At 72.7% G+C, this 23,224-nt stretch carries 24 protein-coding genes; 12 read left to right on the forward strand and 12 right to left on the reverse strand.

From position 1 onward, the window contains the following. The first annotated feature begins 97 nt into the window (after nt 1-97). Nucleotides 98-1,270, forward strand: a complete 1,173-nt coding sequence (locus tag ACIHCM_RS14445) for an acyl-CoA dehydrogenase family protein (protein WP_399894388.1) — start codon at nt 98-100, stop codon at nt 1,268-1,270. 19 nt (nt 1,271-1,289) lie between these two features. Here the strand turns inward: ACIHCM_RS14445 and ACIHCM_RS14450 are convergent, their stop codons facing one another. The 7 genes from ACIHCM_RS14450 to ACIHCM_RS14480 all read right to left on the reverse strand — a co-directional run bounded on the left by ACIHCM_RS14450 (nt 1,290) and on the right by ACIHCM_RS14480 (nt 8,883). After that, nucleotides 1,290-2,279: a sugar ABC transporter permease gene (locus ACIHCM_RS14450; protein ID WP_399894391.1), complete on the reverse strand. Its 990-nt coding sequence runs from the start codon at nt 2,277-2,279 to the stop codon at nt 1,290-1,292. A 2-nt stretch (nt 2,280-2,281) separates the two neighbouring features. Continuing rightward, nucleotides 2,282-3,400 carry an MFS transporter gene (locus tag ACIHCM_RS14455; protein WP_399894650.1) on the reverse strand — a complete coding sequence of 373 codons (1,119 nt, stop codon included), beginning with the start codon at nt 3,398-3,400 and terminating at the stop codon, nt 2,282-2,284. Nucleotides 3,401-3,602: 202 nt separating this feature from the next. Next, nucleotides 3,603-4,301 carry an ABC transporter ATP-binding protein gene (locus tag ACIHCM_RS14460; RefSeq protein WP_399894394.1) on the reverse strand — a complete coding sequence of 233 codons (699 nt, stop codon included), beginning with the start codon at nt 4,299-4,301 and terminating at the stop codon, nt 3,603-3,605. Next, nucleotides 4,294-5,262, reverse strand: a complete 969-nt coding sequence (locus ACIHCM_RS14465) for an ABC transporter ATP-binding protein (RefSeq protein ID WP_399894653.1) — start codon at nt 5,260-5,262, stop codon at nt 4,294-4,296. Before ACIHCM_RS14465 ends, ACIHCM_RS14460 begins: the two co-directional genes overlap by 8 nt. Nucleotides 5,263-5,396: 134 nt before the next feature. Next, a complete protein-coding gene (locus ACIHCM_RS14470; protein WP_399894656.1) occupies nt 5,397-6,302 on the reverse strand; it encodes an ABC transporter permease in 906 nt (301 codons plus the stop codon). A 5-nt stretch (nt 6,303-6,307) separates the two neighbouring features. After that, complete coding sequence (locus tag ACIHCM_RS14475; protein ID WP_399894397.1) at nt 6,308-7,276, reverse strand: ABC transporter permease; 969 nt, start codon at nt 7,274-7,276, stop codon at nt 6,308-6,310. Between the two features lie 20 nt (nt 7,277-7,296). Continuing rightward, nucleotides 7,297-8,883, reverse strand: coding sequence for an ABC transporter substrate-binding protein (locus tag ACIHCM_RS14480; protein ID WP_399894400.1), 1,587 nt, complete (start codon nt 8,881-8,883; stop codon nt 7,297-7,299). Between the two features lie 182 nt (nt 8,884-9,065). Between ACIHCM_RS14480 and ACIHCM_RS14485 the strand changes: the two genes are divergently transcribed. Further along, the gene (locus ACIHCM_RS14485; RefSeq protein ID WP_399894403.1) at nt 9,066-9,539 is read left to right on the forward strand and encodes a hypothetical protein; all 474 of its coding nucleotides are present in this window, start codon (nt 9,066-9,068) and stop codon (nt 9,537-9,539) included. Between the two features lie 22 nt (nt 9,540-9,561). Here the strand turns inward: ACIHCM_RS14485 and ACIHCM_RS14490 are convergent, their stop codons facing one another. After that, on the reverse strand, nt 9,562-10,038 hold the full coding sequence (locus tag ACIHCM_RS14490) for a DUF6174 domain-containing protein (RefSeq protein WP_399894406.1): 477 nt from the start codon (nt 10,036-10,038) through the stop codon (nt 9,562-9,564). Nucleotides 10,039-10,370: 332 nt separating this feature from the next. Between ACIHCM_RS14490 and ACIHCM_RS14495 the strand changes: the two genes are divergently transcribed. From ACIHCM_RS14495 to ACIHCM_RS14510, 4 genes are all read left to right on the forward strand, one after another. Beyond that, entirely contained in the window at nt 10,371-11,021 is a 651-nt protein-coding gene (locus ACIHCM_RS14495) for a DUF4360 domain-containing protein (RefSeq protein WP_399894408.1), read from the forward strand. A gap of 229 nt (nt 11,022-11,250) precedes the next feature. Continuing rightward, a complete protein-coding gene (locus tag ACIHCM_RS14500; protein WP_399894411.1) occupies nt 11,251-13,317 on the forward strand; it encodes a discoidin domain-containing protein in 2,067 nt (688 codons plus the stop codon). Nucleotides 13,318-14,213: 896 nt separating this feature from the next. Further along, nucleotides 14,214-14,618, forward strand: a complete 405-nt coding sequence (locus tag ACIHCM_RS14505) for an SseB family protein (protein WP_399894414.1) — start codon at nt 14,214-14,216, stop codon at nt 14,616-14,618. 163 nt (nt 14,619-14,781) lie between these two features. After that, entirely contained in the window at nt 14,782-15,588 is an 807-nt protein-coding gene (locus ACIHCM_RS14510; protein ID WP_399894417.1) for an MBL fold metallo-hydrolase, read from the forward strand. Between the two features lie 13 nt (nt 15,589-15,601). On the opposite strand, the gene ACIHCM_RS14515 is transcribed toward ACIHCM_RS14510, so the two are convergent. The 3 genes from ACIHCM_RS14515 to ACIHCM_RS14525 all read right to left on the reverse strand — a co-directional run bounded on the left by ACIHCM_RS14515 (nt 15,602) and on the right by ACIHCM_RS14525 (nt 16,812). Then, a complete protein-coding gene (locus tag ACIHCM_RS14515) occupies nt 15,602-15,871 on the reverse strand; it encodes a hypothetical protein (protein ID WP_399894420.1) in 270 nt (89 codons plus the stop codon). A 119-nt stretch (nt 15,872-15,990) separates the two neighbouring features. Further along, nucleotides 15,991-16,380 carry a MarR family winged helix-turn-helix transcriptional regulator gene (locus ACIHCM_RS14520; protein WP_399894423.1) on the reverse strand — a complete coding sequence of 130 codons (390 nt, stop codon included), beginning with the start codon at nt 16,378-16,380 and terminating at the stop codon, nt 15,991-15,993. Nucleotides 16,381-16,461: 81 nt separating this feature from the next. Next, a complete protein-coding gene (locus tag ACIHCM_RS14525) occupies nt 16,462-16,812 on the reverse strand; it encodes a VOC family protein (protein WP_399894425.1) in 351 nt (116 codons plus the stop codon). A gap of 773 nt (nt 16,813-17,585) precedes the next feature. On the opposite strand from ACIHCM_RS14525, the gene ACIHCM_RS14530 reads away from it, so the two are divergent. The 4 genes from ACIHCM_RS14530 to ACIHCM_RS14545 all read left to right on the forward strand — a co-directional run bounded on the left by ACIHCM_RS14530 (nt 17,586) and on the right by ACIHCM_RS14545 (nt 19,953). Then, on the forward strand, nt 17,586-17,873 hold the full coding sequence (locus ACIHCM_RS14530) for an ArsR family transcriptional regulator (RefSeq protein ID WP_399894428.1): 288 nt from the start codon (nt 17,586-17,588) through the stop codon (nt 17,871-17,873). 63 nt (nt 17,874-17,936) lie between these two features. Next, nucleotides 17,937-18,899 (forward strand): SMP-30/gluconolactonase/LRE family protein, encoded by a 963-nt coding sequence (locus ACIHCM_RS14535; RefSeq protein ID WP_399894431.1) that lies wholly within the window; start codon nt 17,937-17,939, stop codon nt 18,897-18,899. Nucleotides 18,900-19,064: 165 nt separating this feature from the next. Continuing rightward, entirely contained in the window at nt 19,065-19,526 is a 462-nt protein-coding gene (locus ACIHCM_RS14540; protein WP_399894434.1) for a fluoride efflux transporter FluC, read from the forward strand. 52 nt (nt 19,527-19,578) lie between these two features. Continuing rightward, entirely contained in the window at nt 19,579-19,953 is a 375-nt protein-coding gene (locus ACIHCM_RS14545; protein WP_399894437.1) for a fluoride efflux transporter FluC, read from the forward strand. Between the two features lie 81 nt (nt 19,954-20,034). Here the strand turns inward: ACIHCM_RS14545 and ACIHCM_RS14550 are convergent, their stop codons facing one another. Continuing rightward, nucleotides 20,035-21,096 carry a fatty acid desaturase family protein gene (locus ACIHCM_RS14550; RefSeq protein WP_399894441.1) on the reverse strand — a complete coding sequence of 354 codons (1,062 nt, stop codon included), beginning with the start codon at nt 21,094-21,096 and terminating at the stop codon, nt 20,035-20,037. 228 nt (nt 21,097-21,324) lie between these two features. On the opposite strand from ACIHCM_RS14550, the gene ACIHCM_RS14555 reads away from it, so the two are divergent. Both ACIHCM_RS14555 and ACIHCM_RS14560 read left to right on the forward strand, forming a co-directional pair. Continuing rightward, nucleotides 21,325-22,002, forward strand: a complete 678-nt coding sequence (locus tag ACIHCM_RS14555; protein WP_399894445.1) for a FadR/GntR family transcriptional regulator — start codon at nt 21,325-21,327, stop codon at nt 22,000-22,002. 65 nt (nt 22,003-22,067) lie between these two features. Then, nucleotides 22,068-23,084 (forward strand): asparaginase, encoded by a 1,017-nt coding sequence (locus tag ACIHCM_RS14560; protein WP_399894448.1) that lies wholly within the window; start codon nt 22,068-22,070, stop codon nt 23,082-23,084. Nucleotides 23,085-23,224: the final 140 nt, after the last annotated feature.

Raw genomic sequence — 23,224 nt, forward strand, 5'->3', positions numbered from 1 at the left:
GGAACCCGGGGGCGGTCGCCCCCGACCTGTTCCACGACAAGAGCAGTCGGACCGGCGACGGCCGGAGTTCCCACGGGAGCGGAGGAAAGTGGTGCGAGTGACGCAGGGTGACCCTCAATGCCCGCCCGGTGTCGAGGAGTTGCGGGACCGGGTGGTGCGGTTCGTCCGCGAGCGGGTCGTGCCCCAGGAGCCGGTGCTCGACGCGGGCGGTCCGGAGGCGAACACCGTGCTGGCCCGGCTCCGGGAGGAGGCGAAGGAGGCCGGTCTGTGGGCCTTGCCGCACCCGGCCGAACTCGGCGGTCAGGGGCTGCCGTTGCGCTCGTACGCGCACATCGCCGAGGCCGAGGGCGCGAGCGACCACGGCCCGGCGGCACTGGGTTCGGCGTCGCTGCTGGACGCCCTGATGCTGTGGCGGCACGGCAGCCCGCGCGTCCGTGAGACGTTCGTCCCCGCGCTCGTCGCCGGGGACCTGAGGGCCTGCTATGCCATGACCGAGCCCGACGTTCCCGGGACCGACCCCTTCGGCACCACCACCCGCGCCGAACCGGCCGGGGACGGGGCCTGGCGGCTCACCGGCCGCAAGTGGTTCACCAGCGGTGCCGCGGACGCCGACCTCGTCACCGTGCTGGCACGGACGGACGGCTCGGCACCGGAACGGGACGGGCTGTCACTGCTGCTGGTCCCCAGCGGTTCGGCAGGCTTCCGGGTGGTGCGCGACCTGCCGGTGCTCGGCGCGGCGGGGCAGTACGAGATCGCCCTGGACGGCGTCACGGTCGGCGCCGACCACCTGATCGGTGCACGCGGCAAGGCCCTGGCCGTCGCCGGGGAGCGGCTCCAACTCGGGCGCACCCTGCGCTGTCTGCGCTGGCTCGGGCAGGCTCAGCGCGCCTTCGGCCTGATGCGCGAACGCGCCCTGACCCGCACCCGCTCGCGCGGTCCGCTCGGCGACCTCCAGCTGGTCCAGCGGCACATCTTCGAGTCCCTGCTGGCCCTGCGCACCACCCGGCCGCTCGTGCACGAGGCCGTGGCCCGGCTGGACGCCGGACTCGACGCCCACGTGGAGGTGGGCCTGGCCAAGGTGGCGGCGGCCCGGACGCTGCAGCAGGTGGCCGACGCGGCGATACAGGTGTACGGCGCGGAGGGCCTCGGCCCCGACACCCCGCTGCCCGCCCTCTACCGCACCGGTCGCGCCGCACGCATCCTGGACGGCCCGGACGAGCTGCACATCACCGCCGTGGCCCGCCGCGTCCTGCGGACGGGTACTTCCTAGAAGGGACTCGGGCTCGCCGTCATGCCGGCTCGACGAGGCCGGTGAGCAGGGCGAGCGCGTACGCGAGGAAGAAGTCGCCCCAGATCAGCTCGTGCCGGACGGCCGTCGCGGAGGCGAGGTCGTAACAGCCGTCCAGCAGGCGGCCGTCGCCGGTCAGGTGGGAGCGGACCAGCTCTTCGAGGACGGCGACGGCCCGGCTCCGGTGTCCGAGAAGCAGCAGCGCCGTGGCGGTGACGGCCGCGGCCGAGGTGTCACGAGGGCCGTCGGGCCGCGCCGCGTCGGCGAGCGGCACGAGATCGCCGGACATCAACTCGGCTGTCACGTCGGCGAGTTCTCCGAAGCCCACGTGACGTACTGCCTCGGCCACCGCCAGCAGCAGCCAGGCCGGACCCCGGCTCCAGCCCGGCGGCGGATCCTCCCCGGCGGTCCAGCCCGCCGTCTGGTCGTGCTGCCACGACCAGTGCCGGGGCCGCTGCCCGAGGCACAGGTCGAGGTGGCGCCGCAGATGGGACACGGCCGCCTCCGGGTCCACGGTGGCGAGCAGCGGCACCAGCCCCGGCACACCGTCCGCGCGGGCGAGCAGGCGCGGCCCGCCGAAGGCGGAACCCCAGGGCACCAGGCCGAGTTCGCCGTCGAAGGCGGCCCGGCAGGCCCGGGCCGCCCGCTCCCGCACGGTGAGAGCACCGCCGTCGGCGAGGACGGTGCCGTACCAGAAGATCAGCCCCCGGGTCGCGGTGTCCTTCTCGGTCCAGCCCGTGAGCCGGGCGGTGCACAGCCGCGCGGCCTCCCGGTCCGCCGGATCGCCGGTGCTCCGGGCGCGCAGCCACTGCAGTCCCGCCCAGAAGCCTCCGGTCCACGAGCCGCGCCCGGTCGTCGTCCACCTTCCGAACGGGTCCGCGTACAGCGGGAAGCGGTCGCCCACCCCGGCACGGGTGACGGCGACCCTGCCGAGTACGGATTCCAGGGCCGGACGGGCCCACGCCGGGCACTGCGCATCGGGAACGCGCACGCTCACGACCCCGCGCCCGTACGACGCGCGCGCAGCGCCCACAGCACGGCGACCGCGCCCGCGCCCGCGAACTCGCCCGCGACGAGCCCCCATCCGGCGCCGTACCGTCCGGCCTCCGCCAGCAGACCGAACAAGGGTGGCCCGATCGCGAACCCGGCGAAGAACCCGGCCGACACCAGCGCCGAGTCCTGGCCCGCCCGGCCGGGCGCGGCACGCTGCATCACCAGCACCATGGACACCGCGTTGGCGGACACCGCGAACAGTCCCACGGCCACCGCGGCGGCCCAGGCGAGCGGCGGGGCGGAGGAGGAGAGGGCGAGCAGCAGCGCCGCCCCCACCGCCCCCGCGGCCAGCAGCCCCGGCAGCCACATCGACCATCCGGGGCGGCCGGCGAGCTTCGACCAGCCGACCCGCCCCGCGATCCCCGCCACGCCCAGCACGGCCACCAGCGCGCCCGCGGCGGTGGGGCCGAGGCCGAGCCGCTGGGCACCGTACAGCGCCAGATAGGTGTTCACCGAGGCGACACCGCAGCCCAGCAGCAGCGAGAAGACCATCAGCCAGGCGATCGTGCCGCGCGGCACCCATACCGCCGGAGTGGATTTCGCGGGCGGGTCGGCGGGCAGCGCACGCGCCGCCCAGACGGCCGCCGCGACCGCGGCACCCGCCGCCGTCCACACCGCTCCCCGCCACCCGGCGAGGCCCGCTAGCGCCGCGAGCGGCAGCCCGGCCGCGAACGCCCCGAGCTGCACCCCCGACTGCTTCATCCCGGTCACCGAGCCCCGCCGGGCGGGCGGCACGACGGCCAGAATCGCCTTGTTCGTCGCCGGGTTGGCCAGTGCCTGCGGCAGTCCGCCGAGCGCCACGGCCGCCAGCAAAAAGCCGGAGCCGGGCGCCGCGCCGATGAGCGCCAGCGCCAGTGCCGACACCGCGAGCAGCGCGACGAGACACCGGCGTGGACCGACCCGGTCCACCACCCGCCCGCCGACGGGCGAGAGCACGGTGGCCGTCGCGAACCCGACGGTCGTCGTCAGCCCCAGCACGGTGGGGGAGACGCCGAGTTCCGCCACCAGCCGCGGGCCCAGGGCCCCCAGCAGGAACAACTGCATCATCGAGAAGGCCATCGCGCAGGTCAGCAGCGCGGTCAGGGCACCACCCGCCCCGCCCGCCTCCGCCTTGCCCGCCCCGGCAGTTGTCCCCGTCGTGCTCCGACCCGTCGTCACAGACGCACCTCCCAGCAAGAGCAGTCGGGCCGGACCCTCTCCGGGTTCCGGCCCTCGCGGACCTCGGCGTGTGGCGTGTGCCACAGGGGGCGAGGCCGGCGGATCAGGCGCCGCCGGAACCCGGCTCGCCCACGGCGACCGGCTCCTTGCCGCACACCGTCTCCCAGGGGGCGGTGCGGTCGCACCAGCGGTGCAGGAGCGTGCGGTCGTGGCCGACGGCGAGGAGGCCCGCGCCGGTCGTGGAGCGGTAGTCCTCGACGGCCGCGACCAGCGCGGCGGTGGTGGAGGCGTCGAGCATCGCGGTCATCTCGTCGCACACCAGCCAGCGGGGGCGCAGTACCAGGGCACGGGCGAGGCAGGCGCGCTGCAACTGGCCGTCGCTGACTTCGTGCGGCTGCCTGCGCAGCAGGTCGGGGGTCAGGCCGACCGTGTCGGCGAGTTCGGGGACCCGCTGGGGGATCTCGTCACGCCGGCCGGTGGCACGCAGGGGCTCGGCGATCAGGTCGCTGAGCCTGAGACGGGGGTCCGCTGAGAGCCGTGGCTGCTGGAAGACGACCCCGAAGGCGGTGCGCAGCTCACGGGGGGCGCGGTGACGCCAGCGCCGCACGGGTTCGCCGTCCAGCAGCACAGTGCCGGAGTCGGGGCGGTGCAGGAGAGCGGCGACCCGCGCGAGGGTGGACTTGCCGCAGCCGCTGGGGCCGAGCAGTCCGACGGCCTCGCCGGGCGCGATGGTCAGGGAGGCGTTCCGTACGACGGGTGCGTGGCGGTCGTATCCGGCGCTTACGGCGTCTAGTTCAAGCACGGATGTCCTCGGGAGCCGGAACGGCAGGGCGCGGCGTTCGCGGGCCGTGACCTGTGAGCGGGTGGTGGCAGGCGACGGAGTCGGCCAGGGGCGGCAGCGCGGCGCAGCTGTCGGTGACCCGGTCGCAGCGCGCGGCGAAGGCGCAGCCGTCGGGGAGGGCGCCGAGTTCCGGGGGCAGGCCGGGGATGGGCGTGAAGGCGCGGTCGGGGAGGGCCTGGAGGAGGCCGCGGCTGTAGGGGTGCCGGGGACCGGGGGAGCCGAAGAACGCGGTGGCGTCGGCGATTTCGACGATGCGCCCGGCGTACATGACGGCGATCCGGTCGGCGATGCGCTCCGCCGCCGCCAGATCGTGGGTGATCATCAGCAGCGCGCGCCCCGATTCCCCTGTGCCGTCCGCGCTGTCGATGTGACGGCGCAGTTCGTCGACCGTGCGGTCCACCAGATCGCGGTCCAGGCCCGTCGTCGGCTCGTCGGCGAGCAGCAGCGGGGCGTCGCCGGCGAGGGCGAGCGCGGTGGCGGCGCGCTGGGCGAGGCCGCCGGAGAGCTGGTGCGGGTGGCGGTCGAGGTGGTCCACGGGGAACGCCGCACGGCCGGCGGCCGTCTCGGCGGCCACGCGCAGGGCGGCCCGGCCCCGGACACCGGTCAGTTCCTGGAGAGTCTCCTCCAGCTGGGAACGGATGGTGCGCACGGGGGTGAGATGCGCCGCCGGGCTCTGCGGGATCAGCCCGATCAGCCGGCCCCGGACGCGGCGTGCGAGCGTCCGCTCCCCGGCGGACAGCAGGTCGAGGTCGCCGAGCCGGGCCTCGCCCGCCGTCTGCGCGTTCGCCGGGAGCAGCCCGAGCAGGGCCGAGGCGAGCACGGACTTGCCGCAGCCGCTCTCGCCGATCAGCGCCAGGCACTCGCCTGCCGCCACGTCGAAGTGCGCGCCGCTGACGGCGGCGACATGGCCCCCGCCGGGCATCCGGAAACGCACCGAGAGCCCGCGCACGGACAGCACGGTGCGCTGCCCGGAAGGTTGCCGGGGCAGACGCTGGGCCGGCTCCTGAGCCGGGCGTCCGGCCGGTTCCTCGGCCGGTCGCTGTGGCGGTCGCTCGGTCACAGCATCAGCTCCGATCGGCGGCGGGGATTGATCCGCTCCCGCCAGGCGCCGGCGAGCCCGGCGATGGCGAGGGTGGGCACGATGATGAACAGGCCGGGGAAGAGGGTCGGCCACCACTGCCCGGCGAGCAGCGAACCGCGCGCACTCTGGATGAGGGTGCCCAGGCTCGCCGTGTGCGTGGGCAGCCCCAGCCCGAGGAAGGACAGCGCCGACTCGTGCCACATGGCGTGCGGCACCATCAGTACGGCGGCGAGCGCGGCCTGGGGCAGTACGCCGGGCAGCAGGTGCCGTACCGCCACGCGCCATCGCGAAGCGCCTCCGGAGACGGCGGCGTCGATGTACGGCCGCGAGCGCAGCGAGAGCACCTCGGCGCGCACGATGCGCGCGGTCGACAGCCAGTGGGTGAGCGCGACCGAGACGACCACCGGCCAGACTCCTGGCCGGAACATGGCGACGATGAAGATGCCGAGCAGCAGATGAGGCACGGAGGAGAAGGTGTCGACCAGGCGCATGATGCCCCGGTCGAACCAGCCGCCCAGGGCGCCGGCGGCGGCTCCGACGGCCGTGCCGACCACGGTCGCGGCGAGCGCCGCCGCGACACCGACGAGCAGCGAGACCCGCAGGCCGTACACGCAGCGCAGCAGCAGGTCCCGGCCGACGTCGTCGGTGCCGAAGGGGTGTTCCCAGGACGGCGGCAGCAGCTTGGCGGCCAGATCGACGGCCTGCTGGTCGAGTTGCACCAGCGGCGGGACGAGCAGCGCGGCGAGCACGGTCAGGGCCACCAGCGCGCCGGAGACCCGCACACGCAGCGTACGGGTCGAGCGGCGGGCGGGACCGGCGGAGCGCCACGCGGTCGCCGCACGTGGTTCGGTCTTGATTGCGGTGTCAGCCAAGGGAATCACCAAGGTCACATGTCACTGAGCTTCACCCTCGGGTCGAACAGGCCGTAGAGCAGATCGGCGAGGAGGTTGCCGGCCAGGACGGCGGCGGTCGCGAGGGTGGTCAGGGCGGCGAGCAGCGGGAAGTCGACGGCGGTGGCCGCCTCGACGGTGGCCGCGGCGATGCCCGGCCAGCTGAAGACACTCTCCACCAGCAGTGCTCCGGTGATGAGTTCGGGAACGCGGGAGCCGATCAGGGTGAGCACCGGCAGCAGCCCCGCGCGCAGGGCGTGCCCCAGCAGGACGGTGCGTTCGCTCAGTCCCCGGGCGCGGGCGCCCCGCACCGGGTCCTCGGCCAGGGCGTCGCCCACCCCCTGCCGTACGTACAGGGCGAACCAGGGGAGCTGGGACACGGCGAGCACCCCGGCGGGCAGCACGAGGTGGCTCGCGACCTGACCGGGCGTGACGCGTTCGCTGGCGGTGTCGGTCAGGCCGCCCGCCGGGAGCACGTCGAGCTGGAGGGCGAACAGCCACACGGCGAGCAGGGCGAGCCAGAAGACCGGCGCGGCCTCCAGGGTGTACGAGAGCGAGGTGACGGCCCGGTCGAGCATCGAGCCGGGACGGCGGGCGGCGAGCACCCCGAGCACCGTCCCGGCGAGCACGGCCACCGCGAACGCGACCGCGCACAACAGCGAGGACCACACCAGGCGTTCGCCGATCACCTGGGCCACCGGCTGCCGCAGCACGCTGGAATGGCCGAGGTCGCCCGTGAGTGCGGAGGTCAGCCACTCCCACCAGCGGGCCGGGAACGACTGCTCCACACCGAGGTTGTCGCGCAGCCGGTCCAGGGTCTCCTGGTCGGCACCGAGCGCCGCCGTACCGGCGTACGCCTTCACGGGGTCGAAGGGGGAGGCGGCGGCGATGGCGAAGACGCCGAACGTCACGACGAGCAGGACGGGGACGGCGAACAGGGTCCGCCGTCCCGCCAGGCGCGCCATCGCTCCCCAGGGCAGGGGTGTCACTTCTTGGGCTGCCAGTCCTCGATGTTCCACCAGGGACCGCTGGCGAAGCCGTGCTCGTGCGGTTCGAGCTGCGTGGTCAGCCCGTCCCAGCGGTCCGCGAGCACGTAGAGGTGGTCGATGTGGGTGAGGAACGTGTAGCCGGGGTCCTTCACGAGCTCACGCTGGACGGTCTCGTACGCGGCCTTGCGCCGGTCCGGGTCCTGGGTGCGGCGACCGGCGTCGAGCGCCTCGTCCACGGCCGGGTTGTCGTAGCGGGCCATGTTGTTGAAGCCGTCGCCGGCGAGGGAGGAGTGCAGCAGGGTGTAGAGGCCGAAGTCGGGGTCACCGGTGCTGCCGAAGCCCGCGAGGACCGCGGTGTCCTTCATCCGCGGCTCGATGACCTCCCACGTGGCGCTCTCCACCGTCACGTCGATGCCGGCCTTCTTGGCGTCGGAGGCGTAGGCGAGGGCGTGGTCCTGGCGGACCTTGTCGCCGGAGGGGTAGAGCAGCGTGAAGGCGGCCTTCTGCCCGCCCTTGGCGCGGATGCCGTCCGCGCCGGCCTTCCACCCCGCCGCGTCGAGGATCCGCCGGGCCTTGTCCAGGTCCTGCTGACGCTCGATGCCCTTGGCGAACGCGGGGTCGTCGACCGGCAGCGGCCCGTACGCCGGTCTGCCCGCGCCGTCGAGGATCTTGTCGACCATGGCCTCGCGGTCCACGGCGGCGTCCAGCGCCTGCCGGATCGCGCGGTCGCCGGTGACCTTGCCGGCGCTCGGCAGGGTGACGGAGCGGAAGTCGTAGGACCTCGCCTCGTACGACTTCGCGCCGTCGTCGTCCTTGAAGGTGGCGGCGAGGTTGGGCGGCAGGACGGCGCCGTCGAGGTCGCCGGAGCGCAGCCGCGTGGCGCGCACGTTGTCGTCCGCGATGACCGCCATGGTGAACGTCTTCACCTTCGGCGCGCCGCCCCAGTAGTTCGGATTTGCCTTGAACGTCATCTTCTCGCCCTTGCTCCAGGCGGAGAGGACGTACGGCCCGGTGCCGACCGGCTCGGTGTTGAAGGAACCGGTGTTGGGGTCCTGCTCGCCCGCGATGTGCTCGGGCACGATGGGCAGCACCGTGCGCCCGGCGAAGGGGGCGTACGGGTACTTGAGCGTGAAGACGACCTTGTCGTCGCCGCTCGCGCGGACGTCCTTGACGGCGTCCAGTTCGCTTCTGGCCGTGTTGTTGGTCTTCTCGTCCAGGATGGTCCGGTACGTGAAGACCACGTCGGCGGACGTCAGCGGTTCACCGTCGCTGAACTTCACGCCGTCGCGCAGGGTGTACGTGTAGGTCAGGCCGTCGTCGCCGACCTCCGGGAGCGCCTTCGCCAGCGCGGGCTTCAGCGCGAGGTCGGCGTCCCGGGTGAGCAGCCCGTCGAATATTTTGGAATTGCCGTCCTTGCCGTAGCCGAGCAGCGGGCTGAACGTGTCCGGCTCGTAGCCCACGCCGAGTACCACGGAGTCCGCGGCGCTGCCGCCGGCGCCGCCCTCGCTGGGGGCGGAACAGGCGGCGACCCCTGCCGCCATCGCCGCCACGAGGGCGGCTCCTCTTGTTCGACGGGTCGTCATGAGCCTCACACTCTTGTTGCTGGCCGATCGTACTTGCACATTATGTGCGACCGGAGAGCTACCCAAGTGCGCGGCCTGTCAGTCCGCCGCAGATCGGAGCGCGTTTCGCTGAACAATCCGCGCCCTCCACCCGTATCCCGGTCCGACCACCCACGGCACCGGCACGCAGAGGGAGCGGCGAAGTGACTCAGCAGCGGCGAGGATCCAGCGGCCGAGGACCCGCCCGCCCGTCGGTCAGGCGGGCGGTCGTCGGGAGTCTGGCCGTGCTGCCCCTGGTCACGGCGTGCGGCGGGGGGCAGGACCGGGACGCCGAGCCGCCGCCGGTGTCCGCCGCCCCGGCGGCCGGGGTCGTCGCGCCGGCCAAGGTGGAGGTGATCGCCGGCCTGACCGGCTGCAAGGCGCAGATCCGCGTCGACGCGGACCAACTGCGCCAAGGCCTGTGTCACACCCCGAAGGCCGACTACCTCATCACCACCTTCCCCGAGGAGCGCTTCCAGCGGACGTGGCTCGACGAGGCCGCCGTCTACGGGGGGAAGTACCTGGTGGGATCGCGCTGGGTGGTGAGTGCGAAGCCGGAGATGCTGGAGTCGTTGCGCATGAAGCTCGGCGGCACCATCGAGCAGCTGCGGGGGACGGGCCCGACTCCGGCTCCGTAGCGGCCGGAGCGGCCTCTTCACGTCATCCGCGTTCCTCCTCGCCGGCCGGCCGGTACGCGCTGATCACGTACACGGCCTCGTCGTCGATGGCGCGCCCGTCCCAGTCCAGGGTGATGCGCTCCGGACGCCCGTCGGCCGCGTACTGTGCCTCGGCCGTGTCCGCGTCGTCCTGCCGGGCCTCTTCTAGCTGTTCCAGAAGTTCCCCGATGGCGGGCACCTCCTCGGGGCTCCGCTGGACCACCCGGCGCCCGCTGTCGTCCAGGCCGGCCGCCGTGGCGACCTCACCGTCCCTGACGGTCACACGGAACGTGCCGATCAGCGACCGCTCTCCTTGGGCCGAAAGGAGCGTGTACGTGTACGAGGAGGGTTCCTCCCACGCGACTTCGCCCGTCGTCGCTTTCGTCGACGTCCCCGTGCCGCAGGCGGCGGCCGCGCACATCAAGCCCGTGAGGGCCAGGGGAACGAAGACGGCACGGTTGCCGAGGCGTGCACTCGTCATGACGGCAGTCCTTTCGAAGGCTACGGCTATGACGTGGTCCGGACCGGGAACGTTCGCCGCCCGCACACCCGGCCCGCGCGGGAGCGTCGGCCCGTCATGTCGGCGGGATGTCCGGATCCAGCCCTGTCCGCCGGATCGCCAGGCCCCCTACGATGCGAGCGCTCCCGGCCTTCACAGCGTCTTCACAGGCGCCTGCCTCCCGGGTCGGGAGCGCGATCGGCGCGACATGGACGTGTGCAGACTTGACATGTTCATGACTGAACCATCGTGGTGCCACCCCCCGCCCAGAGGCCGCGCGAGCGCCTCGAAGAAGAAGCACAGATCGGAGAACCATGGCTGTTGGCCTGCTCATGAGCAGCGCGATCGGCGCGCTGCTCGCCACCGCGGTACCCGCGCAGAGTCCGTCGACCGGCATCGTCGACCCGCCCCCGGACCGCATCGTCATCAAGGTCGCCACCGTGAACGGCTCCGGCTGCCCGCAAGGCACCGCAGCCGTCGCCGTCTCGCCGGACAACACGGCCTTCACGGTCACCTACAGCGACTACCTCGCCCAGGTCGGCGGCGGCTCGGACCCGACCGCGTTCCGCAAGAACTGTCAGCTCAACCTCGTCGTTCACGTGCCGCATGGCTTCACGTACGCCGTCGCCAGCGCCGACTACCGGGGGTTCGCCTCCCTCCAGCCGGGCGCGAGCAGCGTCCAGCGGGCCTCGTACTACTTCCAGGGCTCCTCGAACACCGAGTTCAGGAGTCACCCCTTCCGCGGCCCCTACAACGACAACTGGCAGGCCACCGACACCACGGACTGGGCCCAGCTGGTCTGGGCGCCGTGCGGCGTCCAGCGCAACTTCAACATCAACACCGAGCTGCGGGTCGGCGCGGGCAGCTCCAACCCCGCCGAAACCAGCTTCATGACGATGGACTCGACCGACGGGGACATCAGCACCATCTACCACCTGGCGTGGAAGGAGTGCCCGGACACGTGACCTGACACCGGCCCGTGCTCCGTTCCGCCGAGACGTCACGAGACAGCCGCGGAACGGGGCACGGGTGTACCACTACAGCTCAACAGCTGCACCACGCACGGCTCTTGACGTCCAAAGCACCGCTGGCCATCCTCGACGCATATCTCCCGCCGTTGATGACAACCCGTCAGTAGCGGCCCCGGAAGGGCCCGGGTGACCGTGCCATCGCGCCGACCGAGGGACGTGGGTAATGACCCCTGCTCCACGAAGCCCGAACCGCCGCCGCCGACATGTCACCGTCGTGTCGCTGCTGCTCCTCGTGCTCGCCACAGTGCTCGGCCCCGCGCCGAGTTCGGCCGCGGGAACCGACTGGTGGAACCCCGTCGCGCGACCCGCCCCGGACTCCGGGATCAACGTCACCGGTGAGCCGTTCACCGGCACCGACGCCCAGGGTGAGGTGCGGGGGTTCGTCGACGCGCACAACCACCTGTTCTCCAACGAGGCGTTCGGCGGCAGGCTCATCTGCGGCAAGACGTTCTCCGAGGCCGGCGTCGCCGACGCGCTCAAGGACTGCCCCGAGCACTACCCCGACGGCTCGCTGGCCATCTTCGACTTCATCACCAACGGCGGCGACGGCAGGCACGACCCGGTGGGCTGGCCCACGTTCAAGGACTGGCCCGCCCACGACTCGCTGACCCACCAGCAGAACTACTACGCCTGGGTCGAGCGGGCCTGGCGCGGCGGCCAGCGCGTCATGGTCAACGACCTGGTGACCAACGGCGTGATCTGCTCCGTCTACTTCTTCAAGGACCGCAGCTGCGACGAGATGACGTCGATCAGGCTGCAGGCCAAGCTGACGTACGACCTCCAGGCCTACGTCGACAAGATGTACGGCGGGCCCGGCAAGGGCTGGTTCCGCGTCGTCACCGACAGCGCGCAGGCCCGCCAGGTCATCGAGCAGGGCAAGCTGGCGGTCGTCATGGGCGTGGAGACCTCCGAGCCGTTCGGCTGCAAGCAGATCCTGGACATCGCGCAGTGCAGCAAGGAGGACATCGACAAGGGACTTGACGAGCTGCACGCCCTCGGCGTGCGCAGCATGTTCCTGTGCCACAAGTTCGACAACGCCCTCTGCGGCGTCCGCTTCGACTCCGGCACCCTCGGGACGGCGATCAACGTCGGCCAGTTCCTGTCGACCGGCACGTTCTGGAAGACGGAGAAGTGCACCGGCCCGCAGCACGACAACCCCATCGGCGGGGCGGCGGCACCCGCGGCCGAGAAGAAGCTCCCGGCCGGCGTGGACGTCCCCTCGTACAACGCGGACGCCCAGTGCAACGTACGCGGGCTCACCGAACTCGGTGAGTACGCCGTGCGCGGCATGATGAAACGCAAGATGATGCTCGAGATCGACCACATGAGCGTCAAGGCCACCGGCCGGGTGCTCGACATCTTCGAGTCGGAGTCGTACCCGGGCGTCCTGTCCTCGCACAGCTGGATGGACCTCAACTGGACGGAGCGGGTGTACTCCCTCGGCGGCTTCATCGCCCAGTACATGCACGGCTCCGAGGGGTTCGTCGCGGAGGCGGACCGCACGGCCGCGCTCCGCGAGAAGTACGACGTGGGCTACGCCTACGGCACCGACATGAACGGCGTCGGCGGCTGGCCGGCCCCGCGTGGCGCGGACGCGCCGAACCCGGTGCAGTACCCCTTCCGCAGCGCCGACGGCGGCTCGGTCCTCGACCGTCAGACCACCGGGGAGCGCACCTGGGACCTGAACACCGACGGAGCCGCGCACTACGGCCTCGTCCCGGACTGGATCGAGGACATCCGGCGGGTCGGCGGCCGGCATGTGGTCGACGACCTCTTCCGGGGCGCCGAGTCCTACCTCGGCACCTGGGGGGCCTCCGAGCGGCACCAGTCGGGCCGGAATCTCGCCTCGGGCGCCTCCGTCACCGCCAGTTCGGCCGAGTGGAACCCGTTCACCAGCTACGCACCCGGCCGGGCCGTGGACGGCACCCGGGACACCCGCTGGGCCAGCGACTGGAGTGACGCCCAGTGGCTGCGGATCGACCTGGGTGCCACGAACCTGGTCGGTCGCGTCACGCTCGACTGGGAGCGGGCGTACGGGACTTCGTACCGCGTCGAGCTCTCCACAGACGGTGTGAACTGGAAGACCGCCTGGTCCACCAGCGCGGGTGACGGCGGGCTGGACACCGCGCGGTTCACCCCGACACCCGCCCGGTACGTCCGTGTCCAGGGTGTGGACCGCGCCACCGACTGGGGCTACTCGCTGTACGAGGTCGGCGTCCACAGCGGCTGACGACAGCAGACCCCACGCAGGCCCCGCCGGGCAGTTCCGGCGGGGCCGCTGTACGTCCGGTACACGCACCGGCTGTTCCCGCCCCCGACACCACGCACATATGTGCGAATAACACGCATCTTGTGCGAATTTCCGGTGGTCTGATTGGATTCGCCGTGCCCGTGCTGGTGGATATTTCTACGTAGTGGAAAGGGTGGCGGGCCCTGGCGAATTACCCTGGCGCACGGCGCCGCCGGGCGTCGGTGTCCCCGAAGTGGTGGAAAGGGGAGGACGGTTGGCAGGGATCACGGTCACGCGATGGCTGGTCCGTCTCCGGGTGAGGAGAACCCTCGGTATCCGGGTGGTGCCGCGCACTCCTTCGAGTGACCCGCTCGCCGCGCTGATCAGGACCGCGCAGCAGCTCGATTACGGAGCCGGCCGAGCCGGTGGAGCGACAGGAGACGACCCCAAGCGGTAGAGCCGCGGCACCCGGGCCGGACGGGTGGCCCTCCGGTCACCCGCGGCCGGCACGTCATGCGGCGCGGCCCCGACGGCCCTCTCCGCTCCCCGCACATGATCAGCGCTCACGCCCGGCGGATCCCGCCGGGCCGGTGATCCTCGGCGACGAGGCCTACACAGTGGAGAGGGCTCACCCGGGCCACGCGCGATCTCCCTGACCACGGGGGAGCCGGACCCGCGCCGAGTACCGGCCGGGCAGGCCCGCCTCCTTCGTGGGCTGCGTCGATCCGGAGCGCAGCCGGTCCGGCACGCAGGGTCAGGGCGGCTCGGCCCTCCCGGGGATTGCCCGCCACGGCGGGGCATGGCCCGCGCTCCGCCGGGGTACGCGTCGAGGGCCGCACCGGAGACCGATCTTGGCCCGGGCGGGCCCCCCGAACCCCACGATCAGGGAATCCGCCATGGAGACACCCGCGAACGACCCGACCCCCACACCGGCCCAGCGGGCGCTCGACGCGCTCGTCGTGAACACCGAGGACGAGGCGGCGCTGGACACGCTCGCGAGCAGCGAGGTGCTGATCCCCGTGCCGGACGACGCCGAGGAGGAGGCCGCCGACCCGGGAGCGGTGGCGCTGCCCGTGCTGGAGGAACCGGACGGACGACCGGTGGTGCCCGTCTTCACCTCCGAGCTGGAGATGGCGGAGCTGCTGCCGTTCGTGTCCCGCTACCGGCTCGTGCCGCTCGGCGCCCTCGCCTCGCAGTGGCCGTCCGACGACCTGTCCCTCACCATCGACGGCAGTTCGTCGCACGGCCTGACGCTCACCTCGGACGGGGTGCGCACCCTGCTGGCGCGGCCGCAGCACTGAGCCTGGGCGTTCACCTCGGGTGAACGCCCACGTCACGCGGGGTCCGCCCCGCCGACGCATACCGAGGTCGGCCTGATTTCTGCCCCGCGCCGGGTGGTCAACGCCCCGCGCGGTGGGAAGACCCCAGCGGAAGGATCCGCAGCGAAGAGCGTCGGGGGTCGTCTTGAGGGTCGTCCTGCTCGGCACCGCGGCCGAAGGCGGCTTCCCGCGGTGGAACTGCGGCTGCGCGCCGTGCGCCGCCGCCCGTGACGGCAAGCTGCCCGCCCGCAGCCAGGAGGCGGCGGCCGTCACGGGCAACTCCCGCGACTGGTGGCTGCTCAACGCCTCGCCGGACATCCGCAACCAGCTCGCCGCCACCTCCGCGCTGTGGCCGGCGCCCGGCACCGGGCCCGCGCCGCTGCGGGGGGTGCTGCTCACGGACGCCGAACCCGAACACGTATCCGGACTGACCGAGCTGCGCGGAGAGCCGGGCCTGAAGGTCTACGCCGCGCCGCCGGTCCTTGCCGCGCTCACGCCCGCCCGCGCCATGGTCGACCGGTACGAGCCCTGGGAGTGGTGCGACAGCCTCACCGCGGGCGGGTTCGTGCTCTCGGGCGGCCTGGTCGTCACCGCGCACCCCGTCGGGACGTCGGCGCCGTCGTATCTGCCGCGGCGTCCCGCCGGCGAGAGCTGGGTTCTGGCGTACCGCATCGAGGATCTGGCGACCGGCGGCGTCCTTGTCTACGCTCCCCGGCTGGCCGCCCCGGGCCCGGAACTGGACGAACTGCTCGCGGGGGCCGACCGCGCGCTGCTGGACGGCAGCTGCTGCCCGGTGGCCGGCGAGGCCGCGACCGCCCTCTCCCCGCCGCCGGGGCTCCGCATCGTCCCGACCCGTCTCGATCACGTCGGCCCGTTGCTCGACACCACCTGCGCACAGGCCGCGGAGGTGGGTGCCGAGGTTCTTCCGGACGGGGCCGAGTTCGTGCTGTGAACTTCCGGGACCGTCACTCGGTGGTGAGCTCCAGGAGCTGGTCGGCGGCGGTGGTGTTGCCCGCGTCGGCCAGGCGGCGCAGCTCGTCCAGGTCGCCCTGCTCGGTGGCGAGCTCGATCAGCTGGTCGGTCGCGGTGCTGCTGCCCCGGTCGGCGAGGCGGCGCAGCTCGTCCAGGTCGCCCCGTTCGGCGGCGAGTTCGACCAGCTCGTCGATCGCGTCGGGGTCACCGCTGTCGGCCCGCTCCCTCAGCAGCGTGAGCGCGGTCGGTTCGGGGTCGGTCATGTTCGGCACCTCTCGTGTGCGGTGGCCCGGTGTGGGCAGCCTTCCCGGGGCTCGGGGTCCGTCACGACCAGGTACCCCAGCGGTGGCCCGCCATCAGGGGGACGCGGACCCCGTCCGGCTCAGCCGGTCAGCATCCGCTCCAGCGCCGCCCGCTGCAGGGGCAGCACCTCGGCGTGCAGGGCGCGGCCCTTGCCGGTCAACGAGACCCACACGCCCCGCCGGTCCTCGGGGCAGACGGATCGCTCGACCAGGCCGTCCTTCTCCAGCCGGCCGATGAGGCGGGACAGGGCACTCTGGCTGAGGTGCACCTTGCCCGAGAGGTTCTGCACCCGGCAGTGGTCGCCTTCTTCCGGCGCCTCGGCCACGAGGATGTCCAGCACCTCGAAGTCGCTCGCGCCGAGCCCGTGCGGATGGAGCACGCGGTCGATCTCCCACATTGTGCGGGCGTGCACCGACAGGATGTCGCGCCACCGCTGCTCCAGACCGGTGTGGACCGTGTTCGCCGCCATGTCCGCACGGTAACACCGTGGCCGCCCATTATTGAAGATGCAACTAGTGCGTGTGCACCTGTGCGGAACCCGGCGTGGAGTTCAGCCGGTCGGGTCCTGAAGCACGCCGATGAAGTTGCCGTCCGCGTCCTTCACCGAGGCGATCAGCCGGCCGGCCCCGACATCCCGTACGTCCTGCACCGTCTCGGCGCCCGCGGCCACCAGCGCCGCGAGGGTGGCCCGGATGTCGGCCACGTGCCAGAACGGGACCGGGCCCTGAAGACCCTGCGCGTGGCCGTTGGGGTCGAGCCCGATCTCCTGCTCGGCGTCCCGGAAACCGGCGTAGTAGGGCTGATCCGTGTGCGGCTCCACGCCCAGCAGTGCGCTGAACAGGGCCTTCGCGCGGTCGAGGTCCTTGACGGGGTAGATGATCGTCTGCAGGCCGGCGGTCATGGCGTACTCCTCCGTGTGGGTCGGTCCGGCGGTCGTTTCCGCCGGTGGTCACACGCTAGGGCGCGGTGCGGTCGGGTGGCTTCTCCGATCCTGACCGACCCGCGCCAGGCACTCGCCGCGTCGGCATTGCCGACAGGATCTCCGTCACCGGCCCCCTCTCCGGCCGCCCGCCGCTGCTCGCCCGGACCCTCCTGCCGGCCGTCGCTCGATTCCGTCCGGGCGCTTCCTTCGGCCGCCCGGCGGTGATGCGGCCGGGGTTCTTGCGCCGGGCGATCGCCGGTGTGCGGCTGGGGCACTCTTGCCGGCCGTTGCCGGGTTACGGCTGGGTGCTTCCGCCGGCCGTCCGACGGTGGTTCGGCCTGGCTGGTTCGCCCGTGTTCGGCCGGGGTTCTTGCGCCGGGCGTCCGCCGGTGCGCGACAGGGTCGCCCGTCGGCCGTCCGCCGGTGCTTCGGTAGCCCGCGGTGTTCCGCGGCCGGCCGCGTCGCTGTTCGGCGCGCCGTTCCTGTCGGCCGTGTAGCCGTCGGTGGTTCGGCCGGGCGCTCTTGCCGGCCGTCCGCGCCGATGTGCGGCGCGTCCTTCTCGGCCGGAGAGTCCGTCGGTGCTTCGGCCGGGCCCCTTCGCCGGCCGTCCGCCGGTGGCCGTGGCATTCCGCGACATTGAGGCGAAGGCCCGTTCGATCCGGTCAAGTCCGGCGGCGTCCCGGGCGCGGCCGCTTGCCCGGCGTCACAGTGGGAAAAACGCCACGTAGAGGGTCCGGAACAAGGGGGACGCGATGCTGGGGACTCCCGCCGGCGACACTCGCCTGCGCATCCTGGAGTGGCTGAAGGATCCGGTCGCCCACTTCCCACGCCAACGGCACACCGACCTCGCCAGGGACGGGGTGTCCGCCCGCGCCGTCGCCGCGAAGCTCGGCGTCCGCCGCACGGTGGCCCAGACCCACCTCACCCTCCTCACCGACCTCGGCATGCTGCGCGCCAAGCGCGTCCGGTGCCGCACCTACTACCGCCGTGACGAGGTCCGTATCGCCGAGGTGGCGCGGATGTTCGAGAAGGGCTGGTAGGGGAGGGGACGCAGCGGGTAACCACCGGGAGATCCCGCCTCCGGCAGCGAAGGGCGACCGCCCATGCAGACCCCCACGCCGCTCGTGCCCCTTCGTTACGTCGACGTAGGCGCGCGTGGCCCCGAGGACGTCGTCGCCGATGCCGAGGGCCGTGTCCTGACCGGGGTCGAGGACGGCCGCATCCTGCGTCTGGACGGTCTGGCCGAGGCGGCGACGACCCGGGTCAGGACCGTCACCGAGACCGGCGGCCGCCCACTCGGCCTCGAACTCCTCCCGGACGGCGCCCTGTTGGTCTGCGACGCCGAACGCGGACTGCTGCGCGCCGACCTCGCCGACGGCACCGTCCGTGTCCTCGCGGACTCGGTGGCGGGGGAGCCGCTGCGGTTCTGCAGCAACGCGGTCGCCCTGCCCGACGGCAGCGTCTGCTTCACCGTCTCCAGCCGCCGCTATCCGCTGCGGCACTGGATCGGAGAGGTGGTCGAACGGACCGGCACAGGCCGGTTGTTGCGCCTGGAGCCGGGCAGTGACCGGCCCGAAGTGCTGCTGGATTCGCTGCAGTTCGCGAACGGCCTCGTCGCGAGCCGGGACGGTTCGTTCCTGGTCGTCGCCGAGACCAGCGCGTGCCGCCTCACCCGCTACTGGCTGACGGGCCCCCGCGCCGGACGGCACGAACCCTTCGCGGAGGATCTGCCGGGCATGCCCGACAACATCTGGCGGGGCGGCCCCGACGGCCCCTTCCTGGTCGCGCTGGCCGGTCCCCGCGTACCCGCCCTGAACCTGCTGCACCGCGCCCCTCGCGCGGTACGCCGCGCCGCCGCCCGGGCAGCCGTGCGGGTCCCCGTCCGTCCACCGGCCGCCGGCGGGGTTCTGGCGGTCGGCGAGGATGGCGACGTCGTCCATCACTTCACCCACCACCGCTCCGGCTTCCGCATGATCACCAGCGTGTGCGAAGCGGGCGGCCGGCTGATCCTGGGCAGCGTCCGGGAGCGTGGCGTCGCGGTCTGCGAGGCACCGGCGCCGAGGTGACGCCGGCGCGGCCCCGGCGTTAGCCTGGCCTCCGGCCGCGATCCCGCGGCGCGGCGGTGGGGCCCGCCGTACCCGAACCGCGGCGCCGGTGCCGCCGACGGTCCCTATTCGCGAGGGCAGCTGCCCATGGGGCGCGGGCCCCGGGCGAGTAGGAGACGTACGGCCATGACAGCCCCGGAGACCGAGAACCTCTCCCCGTCCCGGCGTCCGTCACGGTGGTCCTGCCGGGGCGGCCAGGTGCCCGTGGTCGCGGTGGTCGCCGTCGGCGGTGCGATCGGTGCGACGGCCCGGTACGCCGCCTCCCTGTGGTGGCCCGCGCAGCCGGGCGGCTTTCCCTGGGCGACCTTCTGGGTCAACGCCGGCGGCTGCGCGGTGATCGGCGTGTTCATGGTGCTGGTCACCGAACTGTGGGTCCCGCACCGCCTGCTCCGCCCCTTCTTCGGCACCGGCGTGCTCGGCGGCTTCACCACCTTCTCGACATACGCGGTCGACATCCAGGGCCTGGTCGGCACCGGCCACCCGGGCCCCGCGATGGCCTACCTGGCCGCGACCGTCCTCGCGGCGCTCGCCGCCGTCTGGGGCGCGGCGCGCGCGACCCGCCGTTTCCTGGCATGGAGGCAGCGATGACGCCACCCACCTGCACCGGCGACGCCACCCGCACGAAGGACGGGAGGGCCCGGTGAACTGGCTGCTGGTCGTGGCCGGCGCCATGGTCGGCGCCCCGCTCCGCTACCTCACCGACCGGGCGGTGCGGTCCCGGCACGACTCCGTCTTCCCGTGGGGCACCTTCATCGTGAACGTCGTCGGTTGCGCGGCCCTCGGCCTGCTGACCGGCGCGGTAGCCGCCGGCGCCGCCGGCTCCCCGCTGCTTCTGCTGCTCGGCACCGGTCTGTGCGGGGCCCTGACCACCTACTCGACGTTCTCGTACGAGACCCTGGGGCTGGCCGAGACGGGGGCGAAGCTGTACGCCGCCGCCAATGTCGTGGGCAGTGTGGGCGTGGGTCTCGGCGCGGCGTTCGCGGGGGCGTGGATCGCCGAGGCGGTGTGGTCGTAGGGCGTGGCAGTCGCGGACCGGCCACCCTTTCGCTCCTGGACCCTCACCCCCGCTCGGCTCGCCCCACCCTCCGCCGACGTGTCAGCGACCGGCCCCGCGCAGCGGCTCCCCGACGTTCCTGAGGTGGCGCAGAGCCTCCCGGTGCGAGGCGAGCAGCCCGGTCTGGTGGTACGGGATGCCCAGCTCGGCGCAGTACCGCTCGGTGATGATCTGTGCCTGGCGCAACGCGGGCGTCGGCATGCTGGGGAAGAGGTGGTGTTCGATCTGGTAGTTGAGGCCACCCATGAAGACGTCGGTCAGGGCGCCGCCCCGGACGTTGCGGGAGGTGAGGACCTGGCGGCGCAGGAAGTCCAGCCGCGTCCCCTCCTCGATCATCGGCATCCCCTTGTGGTTGGGCGCGAACACCGAGCCGAGACAGATCCCGAACAGGCCCTGGTGGACGGCGACGAAGACGAGCGCCTTGGCGGGGGAAAGCACCGTGAACAGGGCTCCGAAGTACACGGCGAAATGGGCGACGAGCAGACTTCCTTCAAGAACAGGTCGTTTCACCGACGGATTGCGCAGCGCCTTGAAGCCGCTGAAGCTCAGATTCAGGCCTTCCAGTGTGAGCAACGGAAAGAAGAGCGTGGCCTGGTGTTTCCCGATGAAACGGGGAAGTCCCTTCGCCTTTCGTGCCTGCCGCCGTGACCACACCAGAATGTCGGGGGAGACGTCCGGGTCCTTTCCCTCGTGATTGGGGTTCGCATGGTGCCGGGTGTGCTTGTTCATCCACCACCCGTAGCTCATGCCGAGCAGGAGATCGGCGACCAGCAGACCGCCGGCCTCGCTGGGCCGGCGGCGGGAGAACACCTGCCGGTGGGCGAGGTCGTGGGCGGCCAGCCCGAGCTGGCCGAAGACCGCCGCCAGGAAAGCGGCGACGATCAGCTGGCTCCAGCTGTCCCCGAGTACGAGAAATGCCCCGATGCCTCCCGCAAGAGCGAGGGCCACTGCGCCGAAACGCACGGTGTAATACAGCGGCCGTCGCCGCAGCAGTCCGGCTTCGGTTATACGGCGAGACAGTTCCGAGAATTCGCTTCCCTTTTGCCGTCGGCGTTCGTCCACGCCCGTGGACGCATTGCCGGGAAGCATCGTTGGATTGGCCATGCGCTTCAGTATGGGTACCGCCTTCCGGCGGCAGAATGCCGTATGCCCCCGCAGCGGGGTAGTGGTAACCCCACTGCGGGAAAGGGGGGCCCACCGGTTTGCGGTGCCTCCGGCAGTACCTCCGAGTACTCCCGCCGCTTGACACCACCCCGGGCCCGGCCGGAGTATCACTCCCGTGAACCTGTCAGACAGCCAGACAGGTGGGGTGGCCCGCGGCGCGTCAGCGCGATGGAAGCGGTGCTCACCCACCTCCGCGGCGCCATCGAGCGCGGCGAGTACGCGATCGGCGACAAGCTGCCCTCCGAGGCGGAGCTCTGCCGCACGCTCGAAGTCTCCCGGCCCGTGCTGCGGGAGGCCCTGCGCGCCCTGCAGACCATGGGGCTGACCGTGGCCAAGACCGGCAAGGGCACCTTCGTCGTCGCCACCAGCGTCGAGGACCCGACCTTCGGCGACTACTCGGCGAGCGACCTGCTGGAGGTGCGCCGGCACGTGGAGATCCCCGTCGCCGGTTACGCGGCGCTGCGCCGTGCCCCCGAGAACCTGGACCGGCTGAACCACCTCCTGGACCGGATGGAGCGGGAGACGGACACCACGGCGTGGGTCGCGATGGACACCCTCTTCCACCTGGCCGTGGCCGAGGCCGCGCAGAACCCGGTCTTCCGCAGGGTCATCGAGGAGATCCGGGACGCGCTGGCCCGCCAGTCCGCGTTCCTCAACGAACTGGGCGGACGCCGTGAGCAGTCCAACCGTGAGCACCGGGCGATCGTCGAGGCGCTGACCGAGGGATCCGAGCAGGACGCTGTCGACGCCATGTCCCACCACCTCGACCGGGTCGAGACCACCCTCACCGCCATCGTGCGCCCCGCACGGGCGGACATCCCCACACAAGGCGGATCCGACGCGTGACCCGCACCTCGGACGCCCCCGGCCCCCCAGTGAACGAGGCAGTGCCCCCAGTGAACCAGGCAGTGATGTACAGCAGCTCCGTCGCGGACGCCCCCCTCGTCCGAGAGCCCCGCCACGCCCCCGTCGCCCACCTGATACGCGCCGGCGTCGTCGAGGGCATCCACTACGGCTCCGTCGTCGTCCTCGGCGCGGACGGCGAGGTCGAGTTCCAGCTGGGCGACATCGAGGCGGCGTTCTACCCCCGCTCGGCGCTCAAGCCCCTGCAGGCGGCGGCCATGGTGCGCGCCGGGCTGCCGCTCGACGGCGAACTGCTCTCCCTCGCCGCCGCGAGCCACTCCGGCGAGGAGCGCCACCTGGCCGGCACCCGCCGCATCCTGGAGGCCGCCGGACTCGCCGAGAGCGACCTGCGCAACGTCCCCGACATGCCGTTCGACCCGGTGGTCCGGGACGCCTGGGTACGCGAGGGCCGGATGCCCTCCCGGCTCGCCCAGAACTGCTCCGGCAAGCACGCCGCCATGCTCTGGACGGCCAAGCTGAACGGCTGGTCCCTCGACGACTACCTCGACCCCGCGCACCCCCTGCAGCAGGCCATCGCCGGGGCCGTCGAGAACCTCACCGGTCAGCGCGTCGCCCAGGTGACCGTGGACGGCTGCGGCGCACCCCTGTTCTCCGTGTCCCTGCACGGCCTGGCCCGTGCCGCCGCCCGGATCGTCACCGCCGGGCCCGGCACCCCCGAGGCGCGCGTCGCCGACGCGATGCGCGAGCACGCCGAGATGGCCTCCGGCTCCGGCCGGGACGTTGCCGCGCTGATGCGGGCCGTGCCCGGGCTGCTCGCCAAGGACGGCTTCGAGGGCGTCCAGGTCGCCGCGCTGCCCGACGGCCGGGCGCTCGCCGTGAAGATCGCCGACGGCGCGAACCGGGCCCGGGTCCCGGTCACCGCGGCCGCGCTGGCCCGCGCCGGCGTCGACCCGGCCCTGCTCGCCGAGTTCGCGGGCGAACCGGTGCTGGGCGGCGGGAAGCCGGTGGGTGCGGTGCGACCGGTGCGCGCGCTGGATCCGCTGACGCTTCCGGTCTCCGCCTGACAGCCGGCCGCCGCCCTGCGCGGCGGCTCCGGTCGTCCTCGGGCGCGGGTCGGCGGTCGCTCGTCGCGCAGTTCCTCGTGTCCCGAGGCCATTCCCGCCGGAGCGTCCCCTTAGGGGGCGTTCCCTCCGGGGGCGTTCAT

Source organism: Streptomyces sp. NPDC052023 (genome assembly GCF_044548465.1).
Lineage (GTDB): Bacteria > Actinomycetota > Actinomycetes > Streptomycetales > Streptomycetaceae > Streptomyces.